Genomic DNA, 17739 nt, shown 5'->3' with positions numbered 1-17739 from the left:
ACTAGCCGCATGGCGGCAGGCGCCTGCGCGCTAGACCTGGCTCGCTTCGCCCTCCGCCAGCTGGGCGAGGCCCGGCAGATTGCAGACCAGAAGCTTCTGCCGCCCGCCCTGCACCAGCCCCTTACTCTCCCAACTGCTGAGGATGCGGGAAACGGTGTGCAGTGTCGTGCCGGTCATTTCGGCTATATCCTGTCGCGAGATCGGAAAGTCGATGCGGATACCGTCCAGCTCCTTGCGGCCCGCCTGTTGGGAGAGGCGCAGCACGGCGTGGGCCACCCGGCGCTCCACTTCCTGCGTCGACATTTCGCGGATACGTGTATGGGCTTCCTCGAGACGCTGGCCGATGGTCTGCATGGCGGAGACGGCGAGGTGCGGGTTCTGTTCGACGAATTGCGGCCATAGATCGGTTTGCCAGGACAGTATGACGCTTTCGGCAGCCGTCGTGGCGGTGCCGGGATAATCGGACCGTTGCAGTGCCCGGGCAAAACCGAAGAGATCGCCGGGATGCACAACGCGTACGATGATCTGCTGGCCGTCATGGGTCACCTGCGTCACCTTCAGGCGGCCGTGAATGAGCAGGAAGAAATGCGTGGCTGGCTGGCCCTGCTCGAAAATGGCTTCGCCCGGCGGCACCAGCCGGGATGTGGCGTGGGTCAGCAGTCCGTCCAGCTCATCGTCGGCCATCTTGGCAAACAAGGCCAGCGACCGGATGACGCTTCGGTCAATCTTCACTTGCACCCTTTCCGGTGATTGGCCGCCGCCCTGGTTCCCGCAATGGGCACCGGGGTGTCGGCCTCTTCTGTATCCTCACAATACAGCACTATCACGTGCTGAAGAAGATCAAATGATATGAATCAACCGATTGTTTTTATTGACGATTATCAAGAAAACAGAGCGACTGCGCCAAGCTTTTCAAGAAGCGGCGCATACCAGCGCGTATCCCTCACCAGCCGGAAACCCAGATTATCCGGCGGCACGCCGACGGCGCAGCCGCCGCTCTTCGGGTTTTTGACGAAGGCGCTCATCGCCGCCCGGTGTTTTCCCGAGGCGACGGGAATGCCGCAGGAGGCGACGGTGTCGACTACCTCGCCATCCTTGCCGAGTGTCACGCGGCGGCTGCAACTCGAGGTCCATTCCCAGACATTGCCGCCGAAATCGGCAAGGCCATATTCGTTTTCGCCGAAGCTGCCATAGGATTGCGGAACGGGGTTGCCCGAGGCCTTTCGGCTGGTCTGTCGCTCGTAATCCGCCAGCCAGCGCAAAGCGGGGTTTTCAGTGTCCGCAGCCACACCGAGCGTCTCATCCGGGAAAAGCGACCCGGCGGCGAAGGCCAGTTCAGCGTCGCTCGGCAGGCGCCAGACCTCGCCTGTCCGCTCGCTCAGCCACTTTGCATAGGCGCGGGCGTCATCCTGGCTGATGCCGGTTGCCGGTATCGCGCCACCGACCGGAGTGGCAAAGCCGGGCTCCGGCTGCTGACAGCCGCCTTCCGCCACGCAGCGCGCATAATCCGCGCTCGACACCTGATATTTCATGATCGTCAGATTTTGCCGCATCGTTACGTCGACCATCGGGCCATCGACGGCATAACCGTTGCGGAAATATTCGCCCTCCGCCCGGTAGGTGAAATGTCCGGCGGGCACCGTAACGACCTGTGGAGCCATCATGGCAACGCGGTCATCAGCGCCGCTGCGGATGATCCCGGACTGGAAACCGATGGCCGTTGCCAGAAGCGTGGCAAGCGAGAGCGGGAGAAGAAGCGAGACGGCATTTGGGAAATGGCTGTTGCCGGGAATGCCCATGGGAACCTGCCTGCGTCGAGAAGACGCCAGAGTTCGGGCCTGCTTTCAGGCCGCATAGCAGAAGGGGGAGCGCGCCGCACCTGCTGGCGGCGCGCTCTGGTTTGCGTCAGATGCTCGACGGGGCGAGCACCGCCTGCATCAAGTTGTTGTTCCACTCACCCGTCACCTTGAAGTGGGCGGCCGCGCCCAGTTCGAAGGCTTCGATGAGGTTGTGGTTGACATAGGCGTAGATGCCGGGCTGCTCAAAGGTATAGAAGGCCGCGCCCGCTGTGCCGCCGGGGATGAACCAGGTTTCCTGGTCAAGATCCGGTGGGTTGCGGAACTTGCCCGTCGCCCAGACATAATCGCCGTGGCCGCCGATGAGGTGCGGGCGGGTATCGCGGTTCGCCTGCGAATGGACGATCAGCACCTTCTCGCCAACGGCGGCCTGAAGGGCGTGTTCCCCGGTCAGGGCGCCGACTGCGCCGTTGAATACGATGTGGCTCGGCGTCAGCTTGCGCATCACCTCCAGCGTGTCGGCCATGGCGTCGCCGGCGCTTTCATATTTCTTGAAATTGCCGTTCTCATCCCGCGGCACATAGAAGTCCTGCTCGCCGACATAATAGACCTTGTCATAAACAAGCTCCTTGCCGTGGCCGTCCGTCAGGCCCTCTCGCGGCAACACCATGATCGCGCCATTCATGCCCGAGGTGACGTGCCAAGGCACCATGCCGGGAGGTGCGCAGTGATAGACAAAGACGCCGGCCTTGGTGGCCTTGAAGCGCAGGATCGCCTTTTCACCGGGGTTGACGATGGTGAGCCCGCCGCCGCCGAGCGCGCCGGTGGCCGAGTGGAAGTCGATATTGTGCTGCAGCTCGTTGCTATCGGGATTGATGAGGGTCAGTTCGACATAGTCGTCCTGATGCACCACCATCAGAGGCCCGGGAACCGAACCGTTGAAGGTCATGGCGTGGACCTCGGTGCCCTTGTCGTCGAGGATCATCTTCTGCTCTTTGATCGTGAGCGTGAACTCGACGATCTTCGGTCCACCTTCGGCTTTCTGCGTGTGGGCGTGCACGAAGGGCGGTTTGACGAGATCAACCCTTACGCGAGGTAGCGCTGCAATCTCCGCGCTCGTCAATGGCTTGGCTGCGGCCTTCTTTTCCTCTGCCGCGCTCGCTGCCGATGGCATGATGACGGGAGCTATAGCCCCTGCAAATGCTGCGCCTGCGAGAATATTACGCCGTGTGATGTGGAAGGTTTCCGTCATCATTCTTCTCCTATCCCTCTTGGGGCAGAGCATGTTTCGCTCTGTCACAGCATTTGTAGCGGAGGGGCGGAAATACAATTTGAGATGGAGCAAACTTCGCTTTCGGCACCCTGCGACATTTTGGCAGGCGGCTGAAGGCCGGTGTGGAAGCGTCGCACCGCCTCTTTGCCTGTTCGCAAAGAAGCCGGACGGGCTTGGGTCTAGACATATGTCAAGACCAAGCAAGGAGCATTATAATGAGTGGCAGCGAAACCGTTCTCACCCAAGGGCGCAGCCGGCCAAAGGGCGGCATTCCAAGAGGGCTGGCGCGCACCGGCCCGGTTATCTTTTCTTACGGCTTCCGGCCGTTTTTCCTCGGCGGCGCCCTCTGGGCCATCTTGGCGATGGTGTTGTGGATCGCAGCCCTTTCCGGCTTCATCGACCTCGGCGGGGATTATGGCGCGCCAAACTGGCATGCCCATGAGATGCTGTTCGGTTTCGCTTCGGCGGTGCTGGCCGGTTTTCTTCTAACGGCCGTGCCGAACTGGACGGGTCGGCTGCCAGCGTCGGGCAAACCCTTGGTATGGCTGTTTGCGCTCTGGTGTGCCGGCCGGCTTTTCCTGCTTGTTTCGGAGACGGTGGGCGTGGTCACCGCCGCAGCCGTGGACGGGCTTTTCCTGCCGGCGCTTCTGGCGATCTGCGCGCGTGAGGTCATTGCCGGGCGCAAATGGAAGGACCTGAAGGTGCTGGGCGGGCTGCTGGCGCTTTCGGTCGCTAACATCGTATTCCATGTGGCGGCGATCGAAGGCGACCTGAGCCAGATGGCGACCCGCCTTGCGGTCTCGGCCTATACCGTGCTTGTCATCATCGTCGGCGGCCGCATCGTGCCGAGTTTTACCCGCAACTGGCTGAACCGTTTCGGCCGCACGGATTTTCCAGTCCCCTATAACGGTTTCGACACCGCAGCCATCCTCACCGGTATCGCGGCGCTGGCCGTCTGGACAATAGAGCCCGAGAGCATCGTGGCCGTGCCGGCGGCGCTTCTGGCGGCCTTCATGCACGCCGTGCGTCTGGTCCGCTGGCGCGGTTGGACGACCTGGCCGGAGCAGGTGCTGGTGGTGCTGCATGTGGCCTATGCCTTCATTCCCGCCGGTTTCATCACCATAGCGCTGGCGGCGCTTGACGTGATGGATACGCGCTCGGTCCTGCACATATTCACCGTAGGCGTTATCGGCTGCATGATGCTTGCTGTCATGACGAGAGCGAGCCTTGGCCATACCGGGCGCAAGCTCGCGGCCAGCAGGGTCACCATCGCCGCTTATGTCGCGCTGATCGCCTGCGCGCTGCTGAGACCGGCAGCCGAGTTCTTCCCCGGCGCGATGATGCATCTCTACGCCTGCTCGGCGCTCTTCTGGATCGTGGGTTTCGGTCTCTTCTGCGTTGAATATGGGCCGATCCTGACGCGTGAGCGCAAACCGCTGAAAGCGTAGTCGAGTCGTTGCTAAACCGCCAAAACGAAACGCCCCGGAAGCAATTTCCGGGGCGTTTCGTTATCGAGGGATTTTGTATCCGGCTTAATGCGCGCCGGCACCGGCGCGGATGAAGATGCGAAACGCCGTGCGCGCCTCGTCGAAATTGCCGGCCCATTGGTGCCCCCGGGCCAGAAGGTCCGGGTAAAGGAAAGTCGGCTCCTGCGGCATCAGCACGAAGATCACGGCGCCCGGCGGAAGACGGTCGAGTGCGGCAAGCGTGCGGTTTGCCTGACCTTCGGCCGTTTCGTCGCTGAGATCGAGATAGATGACCGGATCGGGCCATATCTGCGGCTCCTCAGCATTGCCCGCAAGCGCCGGCGAAACGGAAATCTGTTCGGTCTCAGTGCATTGCGGCGTGAACAGCACTTCCCAGTCGCCGCCGCCAATTTCCCGGACCTGATGGTCGAAACCGCGCTCCGCCATCACCTTGAACAGCGGGACGGGCCGGAAGGTGGCGTATAATCGCAGCGCCTCACCCGGCGCAAGTCCGGCCACGGCTTCCATGATGGCCGGAAAGGGCTCGCCGCCGCTCAGCAAAAGCGGCCGGACATCGAGCTCCCTGATCATTTCCGTCATTGCATCACCTCATCTGTCGGCTGGCGGCGGCATGAGCCGTCCGCCAGAGGTCTTTTCACCACACGGCCGGGGCAGGGGTCAATGTTCGGATCCGCAGCAGCATTCGCAGCCGGACATATCATCCTCGGAACCTTCTGCCTGTTCTTCCAGGCGGCCGATATCGAGGCGCCAGACTTCCGGGCCCTGTTCGAGATATTCCCAGCCGAACTGGCCGGGGAAATTGGTGGCCAGCTGGTAGAGCAGTGGACGGGGATCGTGATCGCTGGTGATCTGTACCGATTGCCCCTCGGTCAACGCGCCGAGCGCACCGAAAATGCGCGGATGGCGTTCGCGATGCGGAATGATGCGCACATCGATATTGGTTGCGGTTTGGGCTTCGGACATAGGCTGGCTCCACGGCCGCGGATGGAATGATGTCCGGCGGTGCGGCCGGCCGCCGGACTGGAAAAACCTATCCGCCGGGCGGTCTGGAGACATTGTCGCCGCGCAAACAAACCTGAGATTCGTCAGGTCCGTTGCGCGACATGCTTCAGCCGGCAAGGCTGCGATAGATTGCCGGCAGCGCAGATGGCAGCTTGGCGATCCTGCTGACGATGGCATAACCGTTCTGGCCGAACATGGCCGGAATATAGGACTGCGCCTTGCTGTCGACAGTCACGCCGAAGACGCTGACGCCAGAGCGTCGCGCTTCGGAGACCGCGCGGCGGCTGTCCTCGATGGCGAAGCGACCCTCATAATGATCGACATCGTTCGGCTTGCCATCCGTCAGCAGCAGAAGCAGCTTGCGGCGCTCCGGCCTCTCACGCAGCTTGGCGCTGGCATGGCGGATGGCGGGGCCGATGCGGGTGTAGAAGCCGGGCTTCAGCGCCGCAATGCGCCGCTCGACAGCGTGCCCCATCGGCTCATCGAAATCTTTCACCGTTTCCACCCGCACCCAGGAACGGCGGCGGGAGGTGAAGGTCAGGATGGAGTGACTGTCACCACAGGCGGAAAGCCCGTGGGCAAGCACCAGCAGGGCTTCTTTTTCCACATCGAGCACCCGGCGATTGTCGAACCAGGCGTCTGTGGACAGGGAAACATCGACGAGGATCGTCACGGCAAGATCATGCGCCTGCGGGCGGCTTGCCATATGAACGCGGTCGCTGCCCTGTCCACCGGCAGCGATATCGCTTCTGGCGCGAACCACTGCGTCAAGATCGAGATCGTTGCCGTCAAGCTGGGCTCGCAGCATTTCGTGGCGTGGCCGCAGCACCTCGAATTGCCGCCTGACCCTGCGGATGAGGCTTTTGGTGTCGGGGTCGGGTTCCGGCGCGGTCTCAGTGTCTTTCGCCGGCCCGGCGATCACCCGGCAATGGTCGGCGAGATAGGTACCGCTGCGATAATCCCATTCGGGATAGGTCAGTTCCGCCGTCAGCGGGGTATGGTTCAGCGCTTCGGGCGGCAGGTCGAGATCGAAACGGAAGCGGGCGGAGGGCCGCCCCTTTCTTTCACCCAGCGTCATATCGTCAAGCTCGTCCGCCGCACTGCCGTCGGCATCGTCGCTATCGTCACCCGGCCGGTCGACATTGACCATCTCGGCCATGGCGAGGATTTTCTCGAAACGGTTGAGGATGAAGGGGCTGCGTTCGGTCTGGCGGTTCTCGGCCTTTTCGCGCACGGCGATATGGCGGGCGGCCTCCGCCCCCTGCGGCGCGGCGCCCGCTGCCGGCTGGTCTTCGCTCTGCCTGGCCTCGGATGTTTCGCGCAGCAGCGTGTCCGGCCACAGCGGCACCGGCAGCATCGGCAGGTAGCGCGGCGGCGCCTTGGCCGGAAGACCGGCGGGTGGCGCAAGACCGTCGATCCCTGCCGCATCGGCCAGCATGGAAAGCACCCGTTGTTCCACCTGCTGTTCCGCCTGCGGCAGCGGCCGCTTCTGCCGCACCGCGAGCATGGCGGCGCAAAGCCGGCGATAGCGGGTCTTCATGCCGGGAAAAGTACGGGTTACGGTCTCGGCCAGTTCCGTGGCGCGGTCGAGCCGGGCAAGATCGTTGCGCAGCGGATCGGCAGCCATGACTGGTTCAAGCGGCATCATCGCCATGGCGGCGGCGAGCCAGAGATAAAGATCGCGATTGAGGTGGCGGTCGGGAAATAGATCGAGCACCGGCGGCAGCATCAGCGTGGCATGATCGCGGCCGGGCTGAGCAAGCTTTTCTTCGCCGAGGCCCATGCGCTGGCGAAGCCTCAGCCGGTGTGTGGAGGTGCGGGCGCGCGCCGGGGCGATCTGCACCGCATGTTCACCGCCAAAACCGCGGAAACATATGGCCAGCACGGCCTGCATGTCTTCCAGCCTGACGGCGTGATCGGGAAAGCGCAGCCATGTGCCGGTTTCGCCGATCAGCCTGTGCCAGGCGCGGCCGACGGTTTCTTCCAATTCCAGAAAGTCCAGCATGGTTTATCCTCACCGCCTATCGGATGATCGCATCCGCCACTTCATGCAGCGCGGCCTTCACATCCGGCTCGTCGGTCAGCGGTTCGATCATCGCCGCGCGCACGGCCTGACGGGCGGGAAGCCCGGTATCGATGAGGCTGGCGCAATAGACGAGCAGGCGGGTGGAGACGCCTTCTTCCAGATCGTGGCCCTTCAGGCCGCGCAGCCGGTGGGCGAGATCGACAAGCGGCTCGACATCGCGCGCATCCAGCCCGCTTTCATGCGAAACGACGGCGATTTCCTGCTCCTTGGGCAGAAAATCGAATTCAATGGCGACGAAGCGCTGGCGGGTGCTGGGCTTCAGGCTTTTCAGCAGGTTCTGATAGCCGGGGTTATAGGACACGACGAGCATGAAGCCGGAGGGTGCTTCAAGGACCTCACCGGTGCGCTCCAGCGGCAGGATGCGACGGTCGTCGGTGAGCGGATGCAGCACGACAGCCACATCCTTGCGCGCCTCGACGATCTCGTCGAGGTAACATATGCCGCCCTGGCGCACGGATCGTGTCAGCGGGCCGTCCATCCACACGGTTTCGCCGCCTTTCAGCAGGTAACGGCCGGTCAGATCAGCGGCGGCAAGATCGTCATGGCATGAAACGGTGGAAAGCGGCAGGCCGAGTTTCGCTGCCATATGGCTGACGAAACGGGTCTTGCCGCAACCTGTCGGACCTTTCAGCAGCAGCGGCAATTGCCGCACCCAAGCGCTTTCGAACAGCGTGCATTCATTGCCAAGCGGGGTGTAGAACGGCGCGTCCGGCAAAGGCTGCGGCGCGGGGCGGAAAATCGTATTCATGGTCATCTCCATGGTTGATGGTAAGGACCGGCTCTCCGGGGGAAAAGGAGAGCCGGTCCGTTTCTCATTCGGCGGGCTGCACGAGGCGGGCGACGTCGCCCTGTTTCTGCTTGCCCGGCACCAGAACTGCCCAGATGAACATGATTGCCGAAATGAGAACTGCGAAACCGGAGCCGAGGCGGATCCAGTAGAAGATCGCCAGCTGGTCCTGCACATCCATGAAGCTTTCGCCCATGACGCGCTGAAGCTGGATCTGCACAACGCCGGCAAAGGTCAGCGCGAAGGTCATGACCGACATGGCCGTGCACATCACCCAGAAGCTCGTCATCGAAAGCCACTGATTATAGGGCGCGCGTTTCTTCATTTCCGGTATGGCATAGGCCATCATGGCAAGGTTCAGCATCACATAGGCGCCGAAGAAGGCGAGGTGGCCGTGGGCGGCGGTGAGCTGCGTGCCGTGGCTGTAATAGTTCACCGAAGACAGCGTATGCAGGAAACCCCAGACGCCGGCGCCGAAGAAGGCCATGACCGAGCAGCCGATCGACCACAGAAGCGCTGCGCGGTTCTCATGCTTGCGGCCGGCCTTCCAGGTCATGACGAAGGTGAAGATGACCATGGTGAAGAAGGGGGCCACTTCCAGCGTCGAGAACAGCGAACCGATCCACTGCCAGTAACCTGGCGCGCCGATCCAGTAATAGTGGTGGCCGGTGCCGAGAATGCCCGAGAAGAGGGCAAGGCCGACGATGACATAGAGCCATTTTTCCACCACTTCGCGGTCGATGCCGTTGAGCTTGATCATCAGGAAGGCGAGGATCGAGGCCATTATCAGTTCCCACACGCCTTCCACCCACAGATGGATGACGTACCACCAGTACATCTTGTCGAGCGCCAGGTTCATGGGATTGTAGAAGGCGAAGAGGAAGAAGATCGCCAGACCCCAGAGACCGAAGAGCAGGATGTTGATGACGGTGGTTTTGCGGCCCTTCAGCGCCGTCATGGTGATGTTGAACAGGAACATCAAAACGACAAGCACGATGCCGACCTTGATCGCAAAGGGCTGTTCGAGGAATTCGCGGCCTTCGTGGATGCGGAACATATATCCGACCACGGCAACCGCGGCGGCCACCAGGAAGATCCAGAACTGCGCGATGGCGAGTTTGGGGCTGTAAAGCTCCGTTTCCGTTTCTTCCGGCAGAAGATAGAAGGTCGAGCCCATGAAGCCCATCAACAGCCACACGACCAGTGCATTGGTGTGGATCATGCGCACGATGTTGAAGGGCAGAAGCTCGGAAAGCGTATTGGGCAGTACGTAGATCGTGGCGGCGACGACGCCGAACAGGATCTGCGCCACGAACAGCCCGATTGCGCCGTAAAAATACAGCATGGCGACTTTTTGCGTCTGGTATTTCATCTCGTCATCTCCTTGCCGTCAGCCTCAACCCGCATCGTTCGGCGGCCAGTTCTGCGTCTTGATCCGGCTCGTCCATTCGAGGAAATCGACGAGATCATCGAGTTCCTGTTCGGTGAGATTGAACTGCGGCATCTGGCGGCGGCCTTCGATGCCGGTGGGCTGGGCGGCCATCCACGCCTTGATGGAATCGCGCGCCGCTTCCTTGTCTTCCACGCCGCCGTAGCGCTTCCAGACATTGCCGAGTTCGGGCGCGAAATAGGCGCCTTCGCCGAGCAGCGTGTGACAGTTGATGCAGGAGTTTTTCTCCCACACGTGCTTGCCGCGCGCGACGCTTTCCGTCAGCGTGCTTTCATCCGTCGAGGTGATGCGCATGTAATAATGGCTATGGGCGGTCAGCCCGACGAATATGGCGAAGAAGAAGATGGAGCCGCCGTAAAAGACGTTTCGCGCTCCTGTTTTGGTCAGGCGTTCTGCCATGCCAATGGTCCTTTCCATCCGGAAGACCGCTTATGCGGACTGGCTTGATCGAACCCTCATGCCGGGATTTGCCAGCATGCTTCGGGTCTCGCCCCTTTCTAGCCGCTGGCCGCCGGCGTTCTTTGCCATTTGGCAAACAAGTGGAGAGGTGGTGTGGTCCGCCTTTTCAGAGCGACAAAATGCCCTGCAGGAACGCCCGCAACAAGGCTGCGGCGGCAAAGACGGCCGGCCATGCCAGAAGTGCTGTGCGCAGCAGGCCACGCTCTTCGCGAAAGCCGAGAAAGTCGTCGATGACGCGTCTGGATTTCATGAGCGCGAAAAGCAGCATCAGGCAGGCGGCGGCGACCGGCGGCAGAAGCGCTGCCTTCCACGATGTCACGACGGCCGTACCGGCAAGAACGAGAATGGCGAGTGCTGCAAAACTTCTCGCAAGCTGGCGGGAGGTGCGGTGGATCATGATGTCAAACCAGATAAATAACGGGAAAAATGACGATCCAGACCAGATCGATGACATGCCACAGCGTCGTCACCAGCGTGACGTTCTCGTTTTTCGGGAAGACTGCGACGAGAAACAGCAGCACGGCCACGAAGACCACATGCAGCAGGTGGAAGCCGGTGAGCAGGAAATAAAGCTCGAAGAAAGCGCCATCGGCGGGATCGGAGGCGAAGGCGATTTCGGTGGAATATTCATAGAGTTTTACACCGACGAAAGCGAAGCCCAGCAGGCCGGCAAGCACAAGTGCCCGTCTTTTGCCCGCCAGCGCGGTGTAGCGGCTGGCCGCGACGGCCGCTTGCCAGCCGCTTGCCAGTAAAATCAGTGTGTTGAGGCCGGCAAGCTGCGGCTGCAGATGTTGGCGCGCGACGGCGAAGGCCTCGGGATTGAGGGCGAAGGCAATGATGAAGGCGCCGGTCAGCGCGCCGAAAGCGGCAAGTTCGCTCCAGACCAGAATCCACAAAAGCAGGTTTCCGCTTGCCTCTTCCGTATTGATCGCCATGGCCTTGTCCGTAATTGTAAAACAGCAAGCCACGCTTAGGCGTCCTCACCCCCCCGTCTTTGCGGTCGGTCAAAGAAGGGAGCGTGCAAAGTCTTATTGTCATGACAAAGCGCAACTCTGGAAAATGGAGCTTCCCATGAACGACGCGCAGGTCGGGCTGATTGTCGCAACCCCTATTATCATTGGCTTTGCGGTGCTGTTGTACCGTATGGGTGTGTTGCAGCGCATGGGTGCGGTTTCCGCCGTGCTTGCCTCCGTGGCCATTGCTTCGGTGCTGTTCCTGAACCAGTGAGAAGGCAGTAGCATGCTTGAACTTGTCGCCGCTCTTTCGCTTTTCGTGGCGCTGCACTCCATTCCCGCCGCGCCTGCCGTGCGCGGCCGGCTGATCGCGGCCATCGGCAGGCCCGCCTATTTCGGGAGTTATTCCGTCGTCTCGCTTCTGACGCTGGGCTGGGTATTTTATGCCGCGCTGTCGGTCGATTATATTCCGCTCTGGGATGTCGCGCCCTGGCAGGCGCATGTCACGTTTCTCGCTGCTCCAATTGGCCTGTTTTTCGTGCTGGCCGGCCTTTTCAGCGTCAATCCGCTTTCCATTTCCGTACGGCAGGGAGATAGACCGGGGGCAATCGTGCGCATCACGCGGCACCCGGTACTCGTCGGCTTTCTGTTTTGGTCGTTGGGGCATGCCGTGCCGAATGGCGATCTGCGCTCCGTCATCCTGTTCGGCGGCTTTGCGCTGTTTTCGCTTGGCGGGATTGCGATGACCGAAAAACGCGCGCGGAAAAGACTGGGTAATGCATGGAGCGCGGCGGCTGCTAAAAATGCAACGATCCCTTTTGCAGCAATGCTTTCCGGCAAAACGCGCCTCGCCGTGGACGGGCCGATGCTGCTAGCCGCGGCGCTGACAGGGTTGACGGTGTGGTGGCTGCTGGCCGGCGGCCATGCCGCGCTCTTTGGCGCGGACCCCATGGCCTATCTCTGATCGCTTAGGGCGCCTTCACCATATGCGGCTGCCATATCGGTGCCTGCGGCGCGGAAGTGATGCCGAGTTGATCGATGGCGCGGGCGGCGAGCTGGTCGATAATATCGTTGACGCTTTGCGGCCTGTTGTAAAAGGCCGGCACCGGCGGCATGACGATGGCGCCAGCCTCCGTCACCGTGCACATGTTGCGCAGATGGATGAGATGCAGCGGCGTCTCGCGCGTCATCAGCACAAGTTTCCGACGTTCCTTCAGATGCACATCGGCGGCGCGGGTGAGGAGATTGTCCGAAAGCCCGGTTGCAATGGCCGCAAGTGTGCGCATGGAGCAGGGGGCGACGATCATGCCTGTTGTCGGGAAGGAGCCGCTGGCAATCGCCGCGCCGATATCGTTGACGGTATGATTGACGCCAGCAAGTGAGAACATCCGCCCCATGGCTTGCGCCCCTTCCTCATGCAACACAGTGCGTCTGGCGGATTGCGATAGGACGAGATGGATTTCGACGCTTTTCATCCCGGCAAGGCGCTCGACGATGCGCAACGCAATGCCGGCACCCGAAGCGCCGGTGACGCCGACCACGACGCGGCACGGGATCATGGCCGTTCTCCAAGGCCGAGATCACGCCACATCAGATCCACCTGTGCGATGACGTCAGGTGTCATGGAGAGCACGCGGCCCCATTCGCGCTCCGTTTCCGGCGGCAGCTTGCGGGTGGCGTCCAGACCCATCTTGCCACCAAGGCCGGCTTTCGGCGAGGCGAAGTCGAGATAATCGATTGGCGTATCGTCGATGATCGTCGTATCGCGCGAAGCATCGAAACGGGTGGATAGCGCCCAGATGACATCCGCCCAGTTGCGCACATCAATGTCGGGATCGACCAGAATGATGAGCTTCACATAGCTGAACTGCGGCAGCATCGACCAAAGGCCCATCATCACCCGCTTTGCCTGACCGGGATAACGCTTGTCGATGGATGCGACCATGACGCGGTAGGAGCAGGCCTCCGGCGGCATCCACAGATCGACGATTTCCGTAAACTGCTTTTTCACGAGCGGCAGGAAAATCTCAAGCATGGCTTCGCCGAGAACAGAAGGCTCATCCGGTGGCCGGCCGGTATAGGTGGAAAGATAGATCGGATCGCGGCGCATGGTGATTGCCGAGAGCGTCATGACCGGGAAGGATTCGACCGAATTATAATAGCCGGTATGGTCGCCATATGGGCCTTCGAGTGCCGTTTCCGTTGCCGAAACGGTGCCCTCTAGCACGATCTCGGCATTGGCCGGCACCGGCATCGGCACGGTCAAGGCTTTTGCGATGCGGCTTTTCGAGCCGCGCAGCAGGCCGGAGAAGCCAAGCTCGCTGATATGGTCGGGAAGCGGCATCACGGCAGCGAGAATGGTGGCAGGGTCGGCACCGATGGCGACGGTAACGGGCATATCCAGCCCGTGCGCCTGCCACAGCCGGTGGTGCTGCGCCCCGCCGCGATGCGCCAGCCAGCGCATGATCGCCCTGTCCGGCCCCAGCACCTGCATGCGATAGATGCCGACATTGATATCGTCGGGATCGTCAGGCGAACGGGTGATGACCAGCGGCCAGGTGATGAGCGGGGCCGGCTCGCCCGGCCAGCACCATTGCACCGGCAGGCAGGCAAGGTCGATTGCATCGCCTGTCAGCACCCTTTCCTGAACCGGCGCGCGCGAGACGTTGCGTGGCCGCATGGCAAGTGCGGCCTTCAGCAAAGGCAGCTTACCCCACGCTTCGGCCATGGATTTCGGCGGCTGCGGCTCGCGCAATTCGGCGAGCGTTCGTCCAAGTGCGGGCAGGCCGCCGGTCTCCAGCCCCAAACCCCATTCGATGCGCTGCCGCGTGCCGAACAGATTGGCAAGCAGCGGTATCGCCCGCACCTTGCCCTCATGGTCGACGGGTTGCTCGAACAGCAGCGCCGGCCCGCCACCGGCAAGCACGCGGCGGTGGATTTCGGTGATTTCGTGCACCAGCGATACCGGCTGGCGAATTCGCCGCAGCTGCCCACGTTCTTCCAGCAGCCGGATGAAACCGCGCAGATCGGCGGTGCGGACGGGTCTCGTTTCTGTTGCTTCGTTTCTCATGCCGCCTGTTTGCAGGCGGCAATGCGGCATGTCCTTGCGCTGCCGCAAATGCGGCTTCAGTGCGAACGAAGATAGTCGGCAAGAACGAGGGCGTGGTTGTGTTCGGTATCATGGGCAGCATAAAGCAGCGTGATCCGGCCCTTCGCCATCAACTTCTTCATGTGCGCCACGGCATCGGGATTGGCCGAAAGCTCCTCATGATAGTGCCGGGTGAATTCCTCAAAGCGGGACGGCATATGGGAGAAGTTCTTGCGCAATTCGTTGCTGGGCGCGATGTCTTTCATCCACAGGGAAAGCTTTGCATCTTCCTTGCTCATACCGCGCGGCCAGAGCCGGTCTACCAGAATGCGCGCGCCGTCGTCGTCGCTGGCGGGTTCGTAAATCCTTTTGACCCTTAAATCGGACACGGGCGGCCTCCCTAGCTTGGCAAGTGAATGATTTATAGCGGCTTTTGTGAAGGCGCACCCGAAAATTTCCCTGTCTTTGCGTTCGCTCAAACCGCCACCCGCACGCTGCGGTTAGGTTGCCGCCCGCAACTGAGCCGACAGGACCTTCCATGAGACCTTTTCCCGCCGCCATCGCCCGCCCCATGAATTTTCTGCCCATTGCCGTGGTGCAGCGAGCGACGGCGGCGATGCTGGCGCAGATCATGAAGCGGCATCCGGATATGTTCGTCCGGCTCGGTGAACATCGTGGCAAGCGCTACGCCTTTCTGCCCGTCGATCTCCCCTTCGCCTTCATGGTCGAGCCGGCAGGTCCCGCCATCACCGTCAGCCGCAAGGCCCGCCTGCCCAAGACGGACGCGGCGGTGGAAGGGCCGCTTTTCATGCTGCTCGCGCTGATGGAGGGGCGGCAGGATGCCGATGCGCTGTTCTTCTCGCGCGATCTCAGCGTCACCGGCGATATGGAAGCGATGCTGGCGCTGCGCAATGCGCTCGATGACAGCGGCATCGATCTGCCGCGCGATCTCGGTGCATTTGCCGGACCTTTCGCGCCGATGGTAACTGGCCTTGCGAACCGCCTGCGCGGCCATGTTCTATCCGAAACACGGGGAGGTGAGGCATGGAACTGATCTGTCCTGCAGGAACGCCCGCCGCCTTTCGCGAGGCCGTGGATGCCGGGGCGGATGCCGTCTATTGCGGGTTTCGCGATGAAACCAATGCCCGCAATTTCCCCGGCCTTAATTTTTCCCGCGAGGAACTTGCCGAGGCCATCGTTTACGCGAAAAAGCGCGGTGTCCAGACCTTCGTGGCGCTCAACACCTTCATGCGCGCCGGTAGTGAGGATATCTGGTATCGCGGCGCGGCCGATGCCGTGAAGGCGGGGGCTGATGCGCTTATCCTTGCCGATTTCGGACTGATGGCGCATGTGGCGGAACATCATCCGCAGCAGCGTATCCACGTCTCCGTGCAGGCCTCCGCGTCCAATGCCGACGCGGTGAATTTCCTCGTCGATGCCTTCGGCGCGAAACGTGTGGTGCTGCCGCGCACCCTGACGATTGCCGACATCGCCCGGCTGGCGCGGCAAATCCGCTGCGAGATCGAAATCTTCGTGTTCGGCGGTCTCTGCGTCATGGCGGAGGGACGCTGCTCGCTATCTTCCTACGCCACAGGCAAGTCACCCAACATGAACGGCGTCTGCTCGCCGGCAAGCCACGTCCGCTACCGGCAGGACGGGCAGGCGCTGGTATCGGAACTCGGCGATTACACCATCAACCGCTTTCCGGCTGGCGAGGCGGCGGGTTACCCCACGCTGTGCAAGGGCCGTTTCGAGATCGCCGATGACAGGTCCTATGCCTTCGAGGATCCGGTGTCGCTTGATGTGATGGACCAGATCGATGCCTTGCGCGAGGCGGGCGTCAGCGCACTGAAGATCGAGGGCCGCCAACGCGGAAAGGCCTATGTGGCGGAAGTGGTTTCCACCCTGCACCGGGCGCTTGCCGCCGGTGCTGAGGAGCGCGGCAGGCTGCTTTCCCGCCTCCGGCTCCTGAGCGAAGGCCAGCGCACTACCGTCGGCGCTTATGAGAAACGCTGGAGATGACGGCGATGGCAAAACCCGCAAAAGCCACATTGGCGCTCGGCCCGGTCCTCTATCTCTGGCAGGGGGAGAAATGGCGCGATTTCTATTTCCGCATCGCCGATGAAGCGCCCGTCAGCCATGTCTATCTCGGTGAAACCGTCTGCTCCAAACGGTTTCATTTCACCGAGCCGCATCTGGCGGAGGTGATCGAGCGGCTGGAGAGTGCCGGAAAACAGGTGATCCTCTCGACGCTTTCACTGGTGACGCTGGAGCGGGAAAGCCGCCACCTGCGCGGCTTGATCGCCGACAGTCCCTATCCGGTCGAGGCGAACGATCTTTCCGCGCTCGGCATGCTGCACGGCACCCCGCATGTCGTCGGGCCGATGGTGAATGTCTATAATGCCGCGACCGCGCGGTTGCTGTCGTCTCGCGGCGCGAGCGCCATATGCCTGCCGCCGGAACTGCCGATGACCTCGGTGGAGCGCATCGTGGCGCAGACGCCTGATGTGGACTTCGAGATCTTCGCCTTCGGCCGCCTGCCGCTCGCCATTTCGGCGCGCTGCGCCCATGCCCGCGCCAAGGGCAATATCAAGGATAATTGCCAGTTCGTCTGCGGCGACGATCCGGATGGATTGCCGGTACGCACGCTTGACCGGCAGTCGTTTCTGGCGCTGAACGGCGTGCAGACGGTGTCGCATACCTGCCAGTCGCTGCTTGGCGAATTGCAGGACCTAGCCGCCGCCGGCATTTCCCGCTTCCGGCTGTCGCCGCAGGACTGCGACATGGTCGCGGTGGCGCAAATCCATCACGATGTTCTGGCCGGCAGGCGGGAGGCGGAGGACGGTCTTGCACGTCTCGGGCAAATCTACCCGGACGTGCCCTTTTCCAATGGTTTCCACCACGGGCAGGAAGGGGCGGCCTGGATCGCCCGTGCCCGCAACACGGCGCATGGGGTGAATGCATGACGACGAACGGGCAAAGCGAGCAAAAGCTGCCCGCAGCCGCACCGGGCGGAGCGGATATCGCGGCGGCAATCCATCTGGTGCGCGATATTGTCTTGCAGAGCGCGCTTGATTGCAGCTGCCGCGACAGGGTGCACGAGGCGCTGCGCGAACTCGAGGATTTCGAGCGCCAGCGCAATATCGTCAAGCTTCTGGCCGCCGCCCGCGAGGAGCGTCGCAAGATCGCGCTCCTGACCGAGATGCTGTGCGATTTCGCCGAAGACGACACGACGGATGAAGGTGTGGTCGAAACCGCAAGCCTGATGTTTCTCGATATCGCTGCCGCCGCTCAGGAGGGCTCGCGGCTCCTGCGGGACGCGCTCTCACTCAAGAAGGGTGAATAATCCCTGTTTTTG

The 17739-nt window shown here is 62.0% G+C and carries 21 protein-coding genes; 7 read left to right on the top strand and 14 right to left on the bottom strand.

Going from position 1 to position 17739, the window contains the following annotated elements:
- Positions 1–30: 30 nt before the first annotated feature.
- The 3 genes from ACQZ5K_RS20470 to nirK form a co-directional block, all read right to left on the bottom strand.
- Positions 31–732 (bottom strand): Crp/Fnr family transcriptional regulator, encoded by a 702-nt coding sequence (locus tag ACQZ5K_RS20470; protein WP_003522052.1) that lies wholly within the window; start codon positions 730–732, stop codon positions 31–33.
- 149 nt (positions 733–881) lie between these two features.
- A complete protein-coding gene (locus tag ACQZ5K_RS20465; protein WP_448741244.1) occupies positions 882–1799 on the bottom strand; it encodes an SUMF1/EgtB/PvdO family nonheme iron enzyme in 918 nt (305 codons plus the stop codon).
- 106 nt (positions 1800–1905) lie between these two features.
- Entirely contained in the window at positions 1906–3048 is a 1143-nt protein-coding gene (gene nirK / locus ACQZ5K_RS20460) for a copper-containing nitrite reductase (RefSeq protein ID WP_448741243.1), read from the bottom strand.
- Between the two features lie 236 nt (positions 3049–3284).
- Between nirK and ACQZ5K_RS20455 the strand changes: the two genes are divergently transcribed.
- Entirely contained in the window at positions 3285–4517 is a 1233-nt protein-coding gene (locus ACQZ5K_RS20455) for an NnrS family protein (protein WP_448741242.1), read from the top strand.
- An 84-nt stretch (positions 4518–4601) separates the two neighbouring features.
- On the opposite strand, the gene ACQZ5K_RS20450 is transcribed toward ACQZ5K_RS20455, so the two are convergent.
- The 8 genes from ACQZ5K_RS20450 to ACQZ5K_RS20415 form a co-directional block, all read right to left on the bottom strand.
- Complete coding sequence (locus ACQZ5K_RS20450) at positions 4602–5135, bottom strand: DUF2249 domain-containing protein (RefSeq protein ID WP_448741241.1); 534 nt, start codon at positions 5133–5135, stop codon at positions 4602–4604.
- Between the two features lie 78 nt (positions 5136–5213).
- Positions 5214–5519: a DUF2249 domain-containing protein gene (locus ACQZ5K_RS20445; protein ID WP_448741240.1), complete on the bottom strand. Its 306-nt coding sequence runs from the start codon at positions 5517–5519 to the stop codon at positions 5214–5216.
- Between the two features lie 145 nt (positions 5520–5664).
- Positions 5665–7563: a VWA domain-containing protein gene (locus ACQZ5K_RS20440; RefSeq protein ID WP_448741239.1), complete on the bottom strand. Its 1899-nt coding sequence runs from the start codon at positions 7561–7563 to the stop codon at positions 5665–5667.
- 16 nt (positions 7564–7579) lie between these two features.
- Entirely contained in the window at positions 7580–8392 is an 813-nt protein-coding gene (locus ACQZ5K_RS20435; protein WP_174058660.1) for a CbbQ/NirQ/NorQ/GpvN family protein, read from the bottom strand.
- Positions 8393–8456: 64 nt separating this feature from the next.
- The gene (locus ACQZ5K_RS20430) at positions 8457–9803 is read right to left on the bottom strand and encodes a nitric-oxide reductase large subunit (RefSeq protein ID WP_137411895.1); all 1347 of its coding nucleotides are present in this window, start codon (positions 9801–9803) and stop codon (positions 8457–8459) included.
- A 24-nt stretch (positions 9804–9827) separates the two neighbouring features.
- Positions 9828–10280 (bottom strand): c-type cytochrome, encoded by a 453-nt coding sequence (locus ACQZ5K_RS20425; RefSeq protein WP_448741238.1) that lies wholly within the window; start codon positions 10278–10280, stop codon positions 9828–9830.
- 166 nt (positions 10281–10446) lie between these two features.
- Entirely contained in the window at positions 10447–10737 is a 291-nt protein-coding gene (locus ACQZ5K_RS20420; RefSeq protein ID WP_448741237.1) for a hypothetical protein, read from the bottom strand.
- Between the two features lie 4 nt (positions 10738–10741).
- Positions 10742–11275, bottom strand: a complete 534-nt coding sequence (locus ACQZ5K_RS20415; RefSeq protein WP_448741236.1) for a cytochrome c oxidase subunit 3 — start codon at positions 11273–11275, stop codon at positions 10742–10744.
- Between the two features lie 136 nt (positions 11276–11411).
- Here ACQZ5K_RS20415 and ACQZ5K_RS20410 point away from each other — a divergent pair, with 136 nt between their 5' ends.
- Both ACQZ5K_RS20410 and ACQZ5K_RS20405 read left to right on the top strand, forming a co-directional pair.
- The gene (locus tag ACQZ5K_RS20410) at positions 11412–11567 is read left to right on the top strand and encodes a hypothetical protein (RefSeq protein ID WP_003520964.1); all 156 of its coding nucleotides are present in this window, start codon (positions 11412–11414) and stop codon (positions 11565–11567) included.
- 12 nt (positions 11568–11579) lie between these two features.
- Entirely contained in the window at positions 11580–12257 is a 678-nt protein-coding gene (locus tag ACQZ5K_RS20405) for an NnrU family protein (RefSeq protein ID WP_448741235.1), read from the top strand.
- Between the two features lie 4 nt (positions 12258–12261).
- On the opposite strand, the gene ACQZ5K_RS20400 is transcribed toward ACQZ5K_RS20405, so the two are convergent.
- Genes ACQZ5K_RS20400 through ACQZ5K_RS20390 form a run of 3 tightly spaced genes read right to left on the bottom strand, consistent with a single transcriptional unit; the run spans position 12262 to position 14770 of the window.
- On the bottom strand, positions 12262–12852 hold the full coding sequence (locus ACQZ5K_RS20400) for a UbiX family flavin prenyltransferase (protein ID WP_448741234.1): 591 nt from the start codon (positions 12850–12852) through the stop codon (positions 12262–12264).
- Positions 12849–14363 (bottom strand): UbiD family decarboxylase, encoded by a 1515-nt coding sequence (locus ACQZ5K_RS20395; RefSeq protein WP_448741233.1) that lies wholly within the window; start codon positions 14361–14363, stop codon positions 12849–12851. The genes ACQZ5K_RS20400 and ACQZ5K_RS20395 overlap by 4 nt, the downstream gene beginning before the upstream one ends.
- A gap of 56 nt (positions 14364–14419) precedes the next feature.
- Positions 14420–14770, bottom strand: a complete 351-nt coding sequence (locus ACQZ5K_RS20390) for a DUF488 domain-containing protein (RefSeq protein WP_448741232.1) — start codon at positions 14768–14770, stop codon at positions 14420–14422.
- A 149-nt stretch (positions 14771–14919) separates the two neighbouring features.
- On the opposite strand from ACQZ5K_RS20390, the gene ubiT reads away from it, so the two are divergent.
- From ubiT to ACQZ5K_RS20370, 4 genes are read left to right on the top strand one after another with little or no spacing between them, the layout of a single operon-like run.
- Positions 14920–15435 carry a ubiquinone anaerobic biosynthesis accessory factor UbiT gene (gene ubiT, locus ACQZ5K_RS20385; RefSeq protein ID WP_448741231.1) on the top strand — a complete coding sequence of 172 codons (516 nt, stop codon included), beginning with the start codon at positions 14920–14922 and terminating at the stop codon, positions 15433–15435.
- Positions 15426–16403 (top strand): ubiquinone anaerobic biosynthesis protein UbiU, encoded by a 978-nt coding sequence (gene ubiU / locus ACQZ5K_RS20380; RefSeq protein ID WP_448741230.1) that lies wholly within the window; start codon positions 15426–15428, stop codon positions 16401–16403. Before ubiT ends, ubiU begins: the two co-directional genes overlap by 10 nt.
- Positions 16404–16408: 5 nt before the next feature.
- Positions 16409–17347 (top strand): ubiquinone anaerobic biosynthesis protein UbiV, encoded by a 939-nt coding sequence (gene ubiV, locus ACQZ5K_RS20375; protein WP_448741229.1) that lies wholly within the window; start codon positions 16409–16411, stop codon positions 17345–17347.
- Positions 17344–17727: a hypothetical protein gene (locus ACQZ5K_RS20370; protein ID WP_448741228.1), complete on the top strand. Its 384-nt coding sequence runs from the start codon at positions 17344–17346 to the stop codon at positions 17725–17727. Before ubiV ends, ACQZ5K_RS20370 begins: the two co-directional genes overlap by 4 nt.
- The last annotated feature ends 12 nt before the right edge of the window (positions 17728–17739 follow it).

Source organism: Agrobacterium sp. 22-226-1 (assembly GCF_053522345.1).
This window is presented reverse-complemented; position numbering and strand designations above follow the sequence as displayed.

Bases quoted from the DNA above. Each gene is read 5' to 3' on its own strand.
- ACQZ5K_RS20410 (WP_003520964.1), top strand. From the start codon at position 11,412: ATGAACGACGCGCAGGTCGGGCTGATTGTCGCAACCCCTATTATCATT.
- ACQZ5K_RS20370 (WP_448741228.1), top strand. From the start codon at position 17,344: ATGACGACGAACGGGCAAAGCGAGCAAAAGCTGCCCGCAGCCGCACCG.
- ubiU (WP_448741230.1), top strand. From the start codon at position 15,426: ATGGAACTGATCTGTCCTGCAGGAACGCCCGCCGCCTTTCGCGAGGCC.
- ACQZ5K_RS20440 (WP_448741239.1), bottom strand. From the start codon at position 7,563: ATGCTGGACTTTCTGGAATTGGAAGAAACCGTCGGCCGCGCCTGGCAC.
- ACQZ5K_RS20445 (WP_448741240.1), bottom strand. From the start codon at position 5,519: ATGTCCGAAGCCCAAACCGCAACCAATATCGATGTGCGCATCATTCCG.
- ACQZ5K_RS20455 (WP_448741242.1), top strand. From the start codon at position 3,285: ATGAGTGGCAGCGAAACCGTTCTCACCCAAGGGCGCAGCCGGCCAAAG.
- ACQZ5K_RS20425 (WP_448741238.1), bottom strand. From the start codon at position 10,280: ATGGCAGAACGCCTGACCAAAACAGGAGCGCGAAACGTCTTTTACGGC.
- ACQZ5K_RS20405 (WP_448741235.1), top strand. From the start codon at position 11,580: ATGCTTGAACTTGTCGCCGCTCTTTCGCTTTTCGTGGCGCTGCACTCC.
- ACQZ5K_RS20465 (WP_448741244.1), bottom strand. From the start codon at position 1,799: ATGGGCATTCCCGGCAACAGCCATTTCCCAAATGCCGTCTCGCTTCTT.
- ACQZ5K_RS20435 (WP_174058660.1), bottom strand. From the start codon at position 8,392: ATGAATACGATTTTCCGCCCCGCGCCGCAGCCTTTGCCGGACGCGCCG.
- ACQZ5K_RS20450 (WP_448741241.1), bottom strand. From the start codon at position 5,135: ATGACGGAAATGATCAGGGAGCTCGATGTCCGGCCGCTTTTGCTGAGC.
- ubiT (WP_448741231.1), top strand. From the start codon at position 14,920: ATGAGACCTTTTCCCGCCGCCATCGCCCGCCCCATGAATTTTCTGCCC.
- ACQZ5K_RS20395 (WP_448741233.1), bottom strand. From the start codon at position 14,363: ATGAGAAACGAAGCAACAGAAACGAGACCCGTCCGCACCGCCGATCTG.
- ACQZ5K_RS20400 (WP_448741234.1), bottom strand. From the start codon at position 12,852: ATGATCCCGTGCCGCGTCGTGGTCGGCGTCACCGGCGCTTCGGGTGCC.
- nirK (WP_448741243.1), bottom strand. From the start codon at position 3,048: ATGACGGAAACCTTCCACATCACACGGCGTAATATTCTCGCAGGCGCA.
- ACQZ5K_RS20420 (WP_448741237.1), bottom strand. From the start codon at position 10,737: ATGATCCACCGCACCTCCCGCCAGCTTGCGAGAAGTTTTGCAGCACTC.
- ubiV (WP_448741229.1), top strand. From the start codon at position 16,409: ATGGCAAAACCCGCAAAAGCCACATTGGCGCTCGGCCCGGTCCTCTAT.
- ACQZ5K_RS20415 (WP_448741236.1), bottom strand. From the start codon at position 11,275: ATGGCGATCAATACGGAAGAGGCAAGCGGAAACCTGCTTTTGTGGATT.
- ACQZ5K_RS20430 (WP_137411895.1), bottom strand. From the start codon at position 9,803: ATGAAATACCAGACGCAAAAAGTCGCCATGCTGTATTTTTACGGCGCA.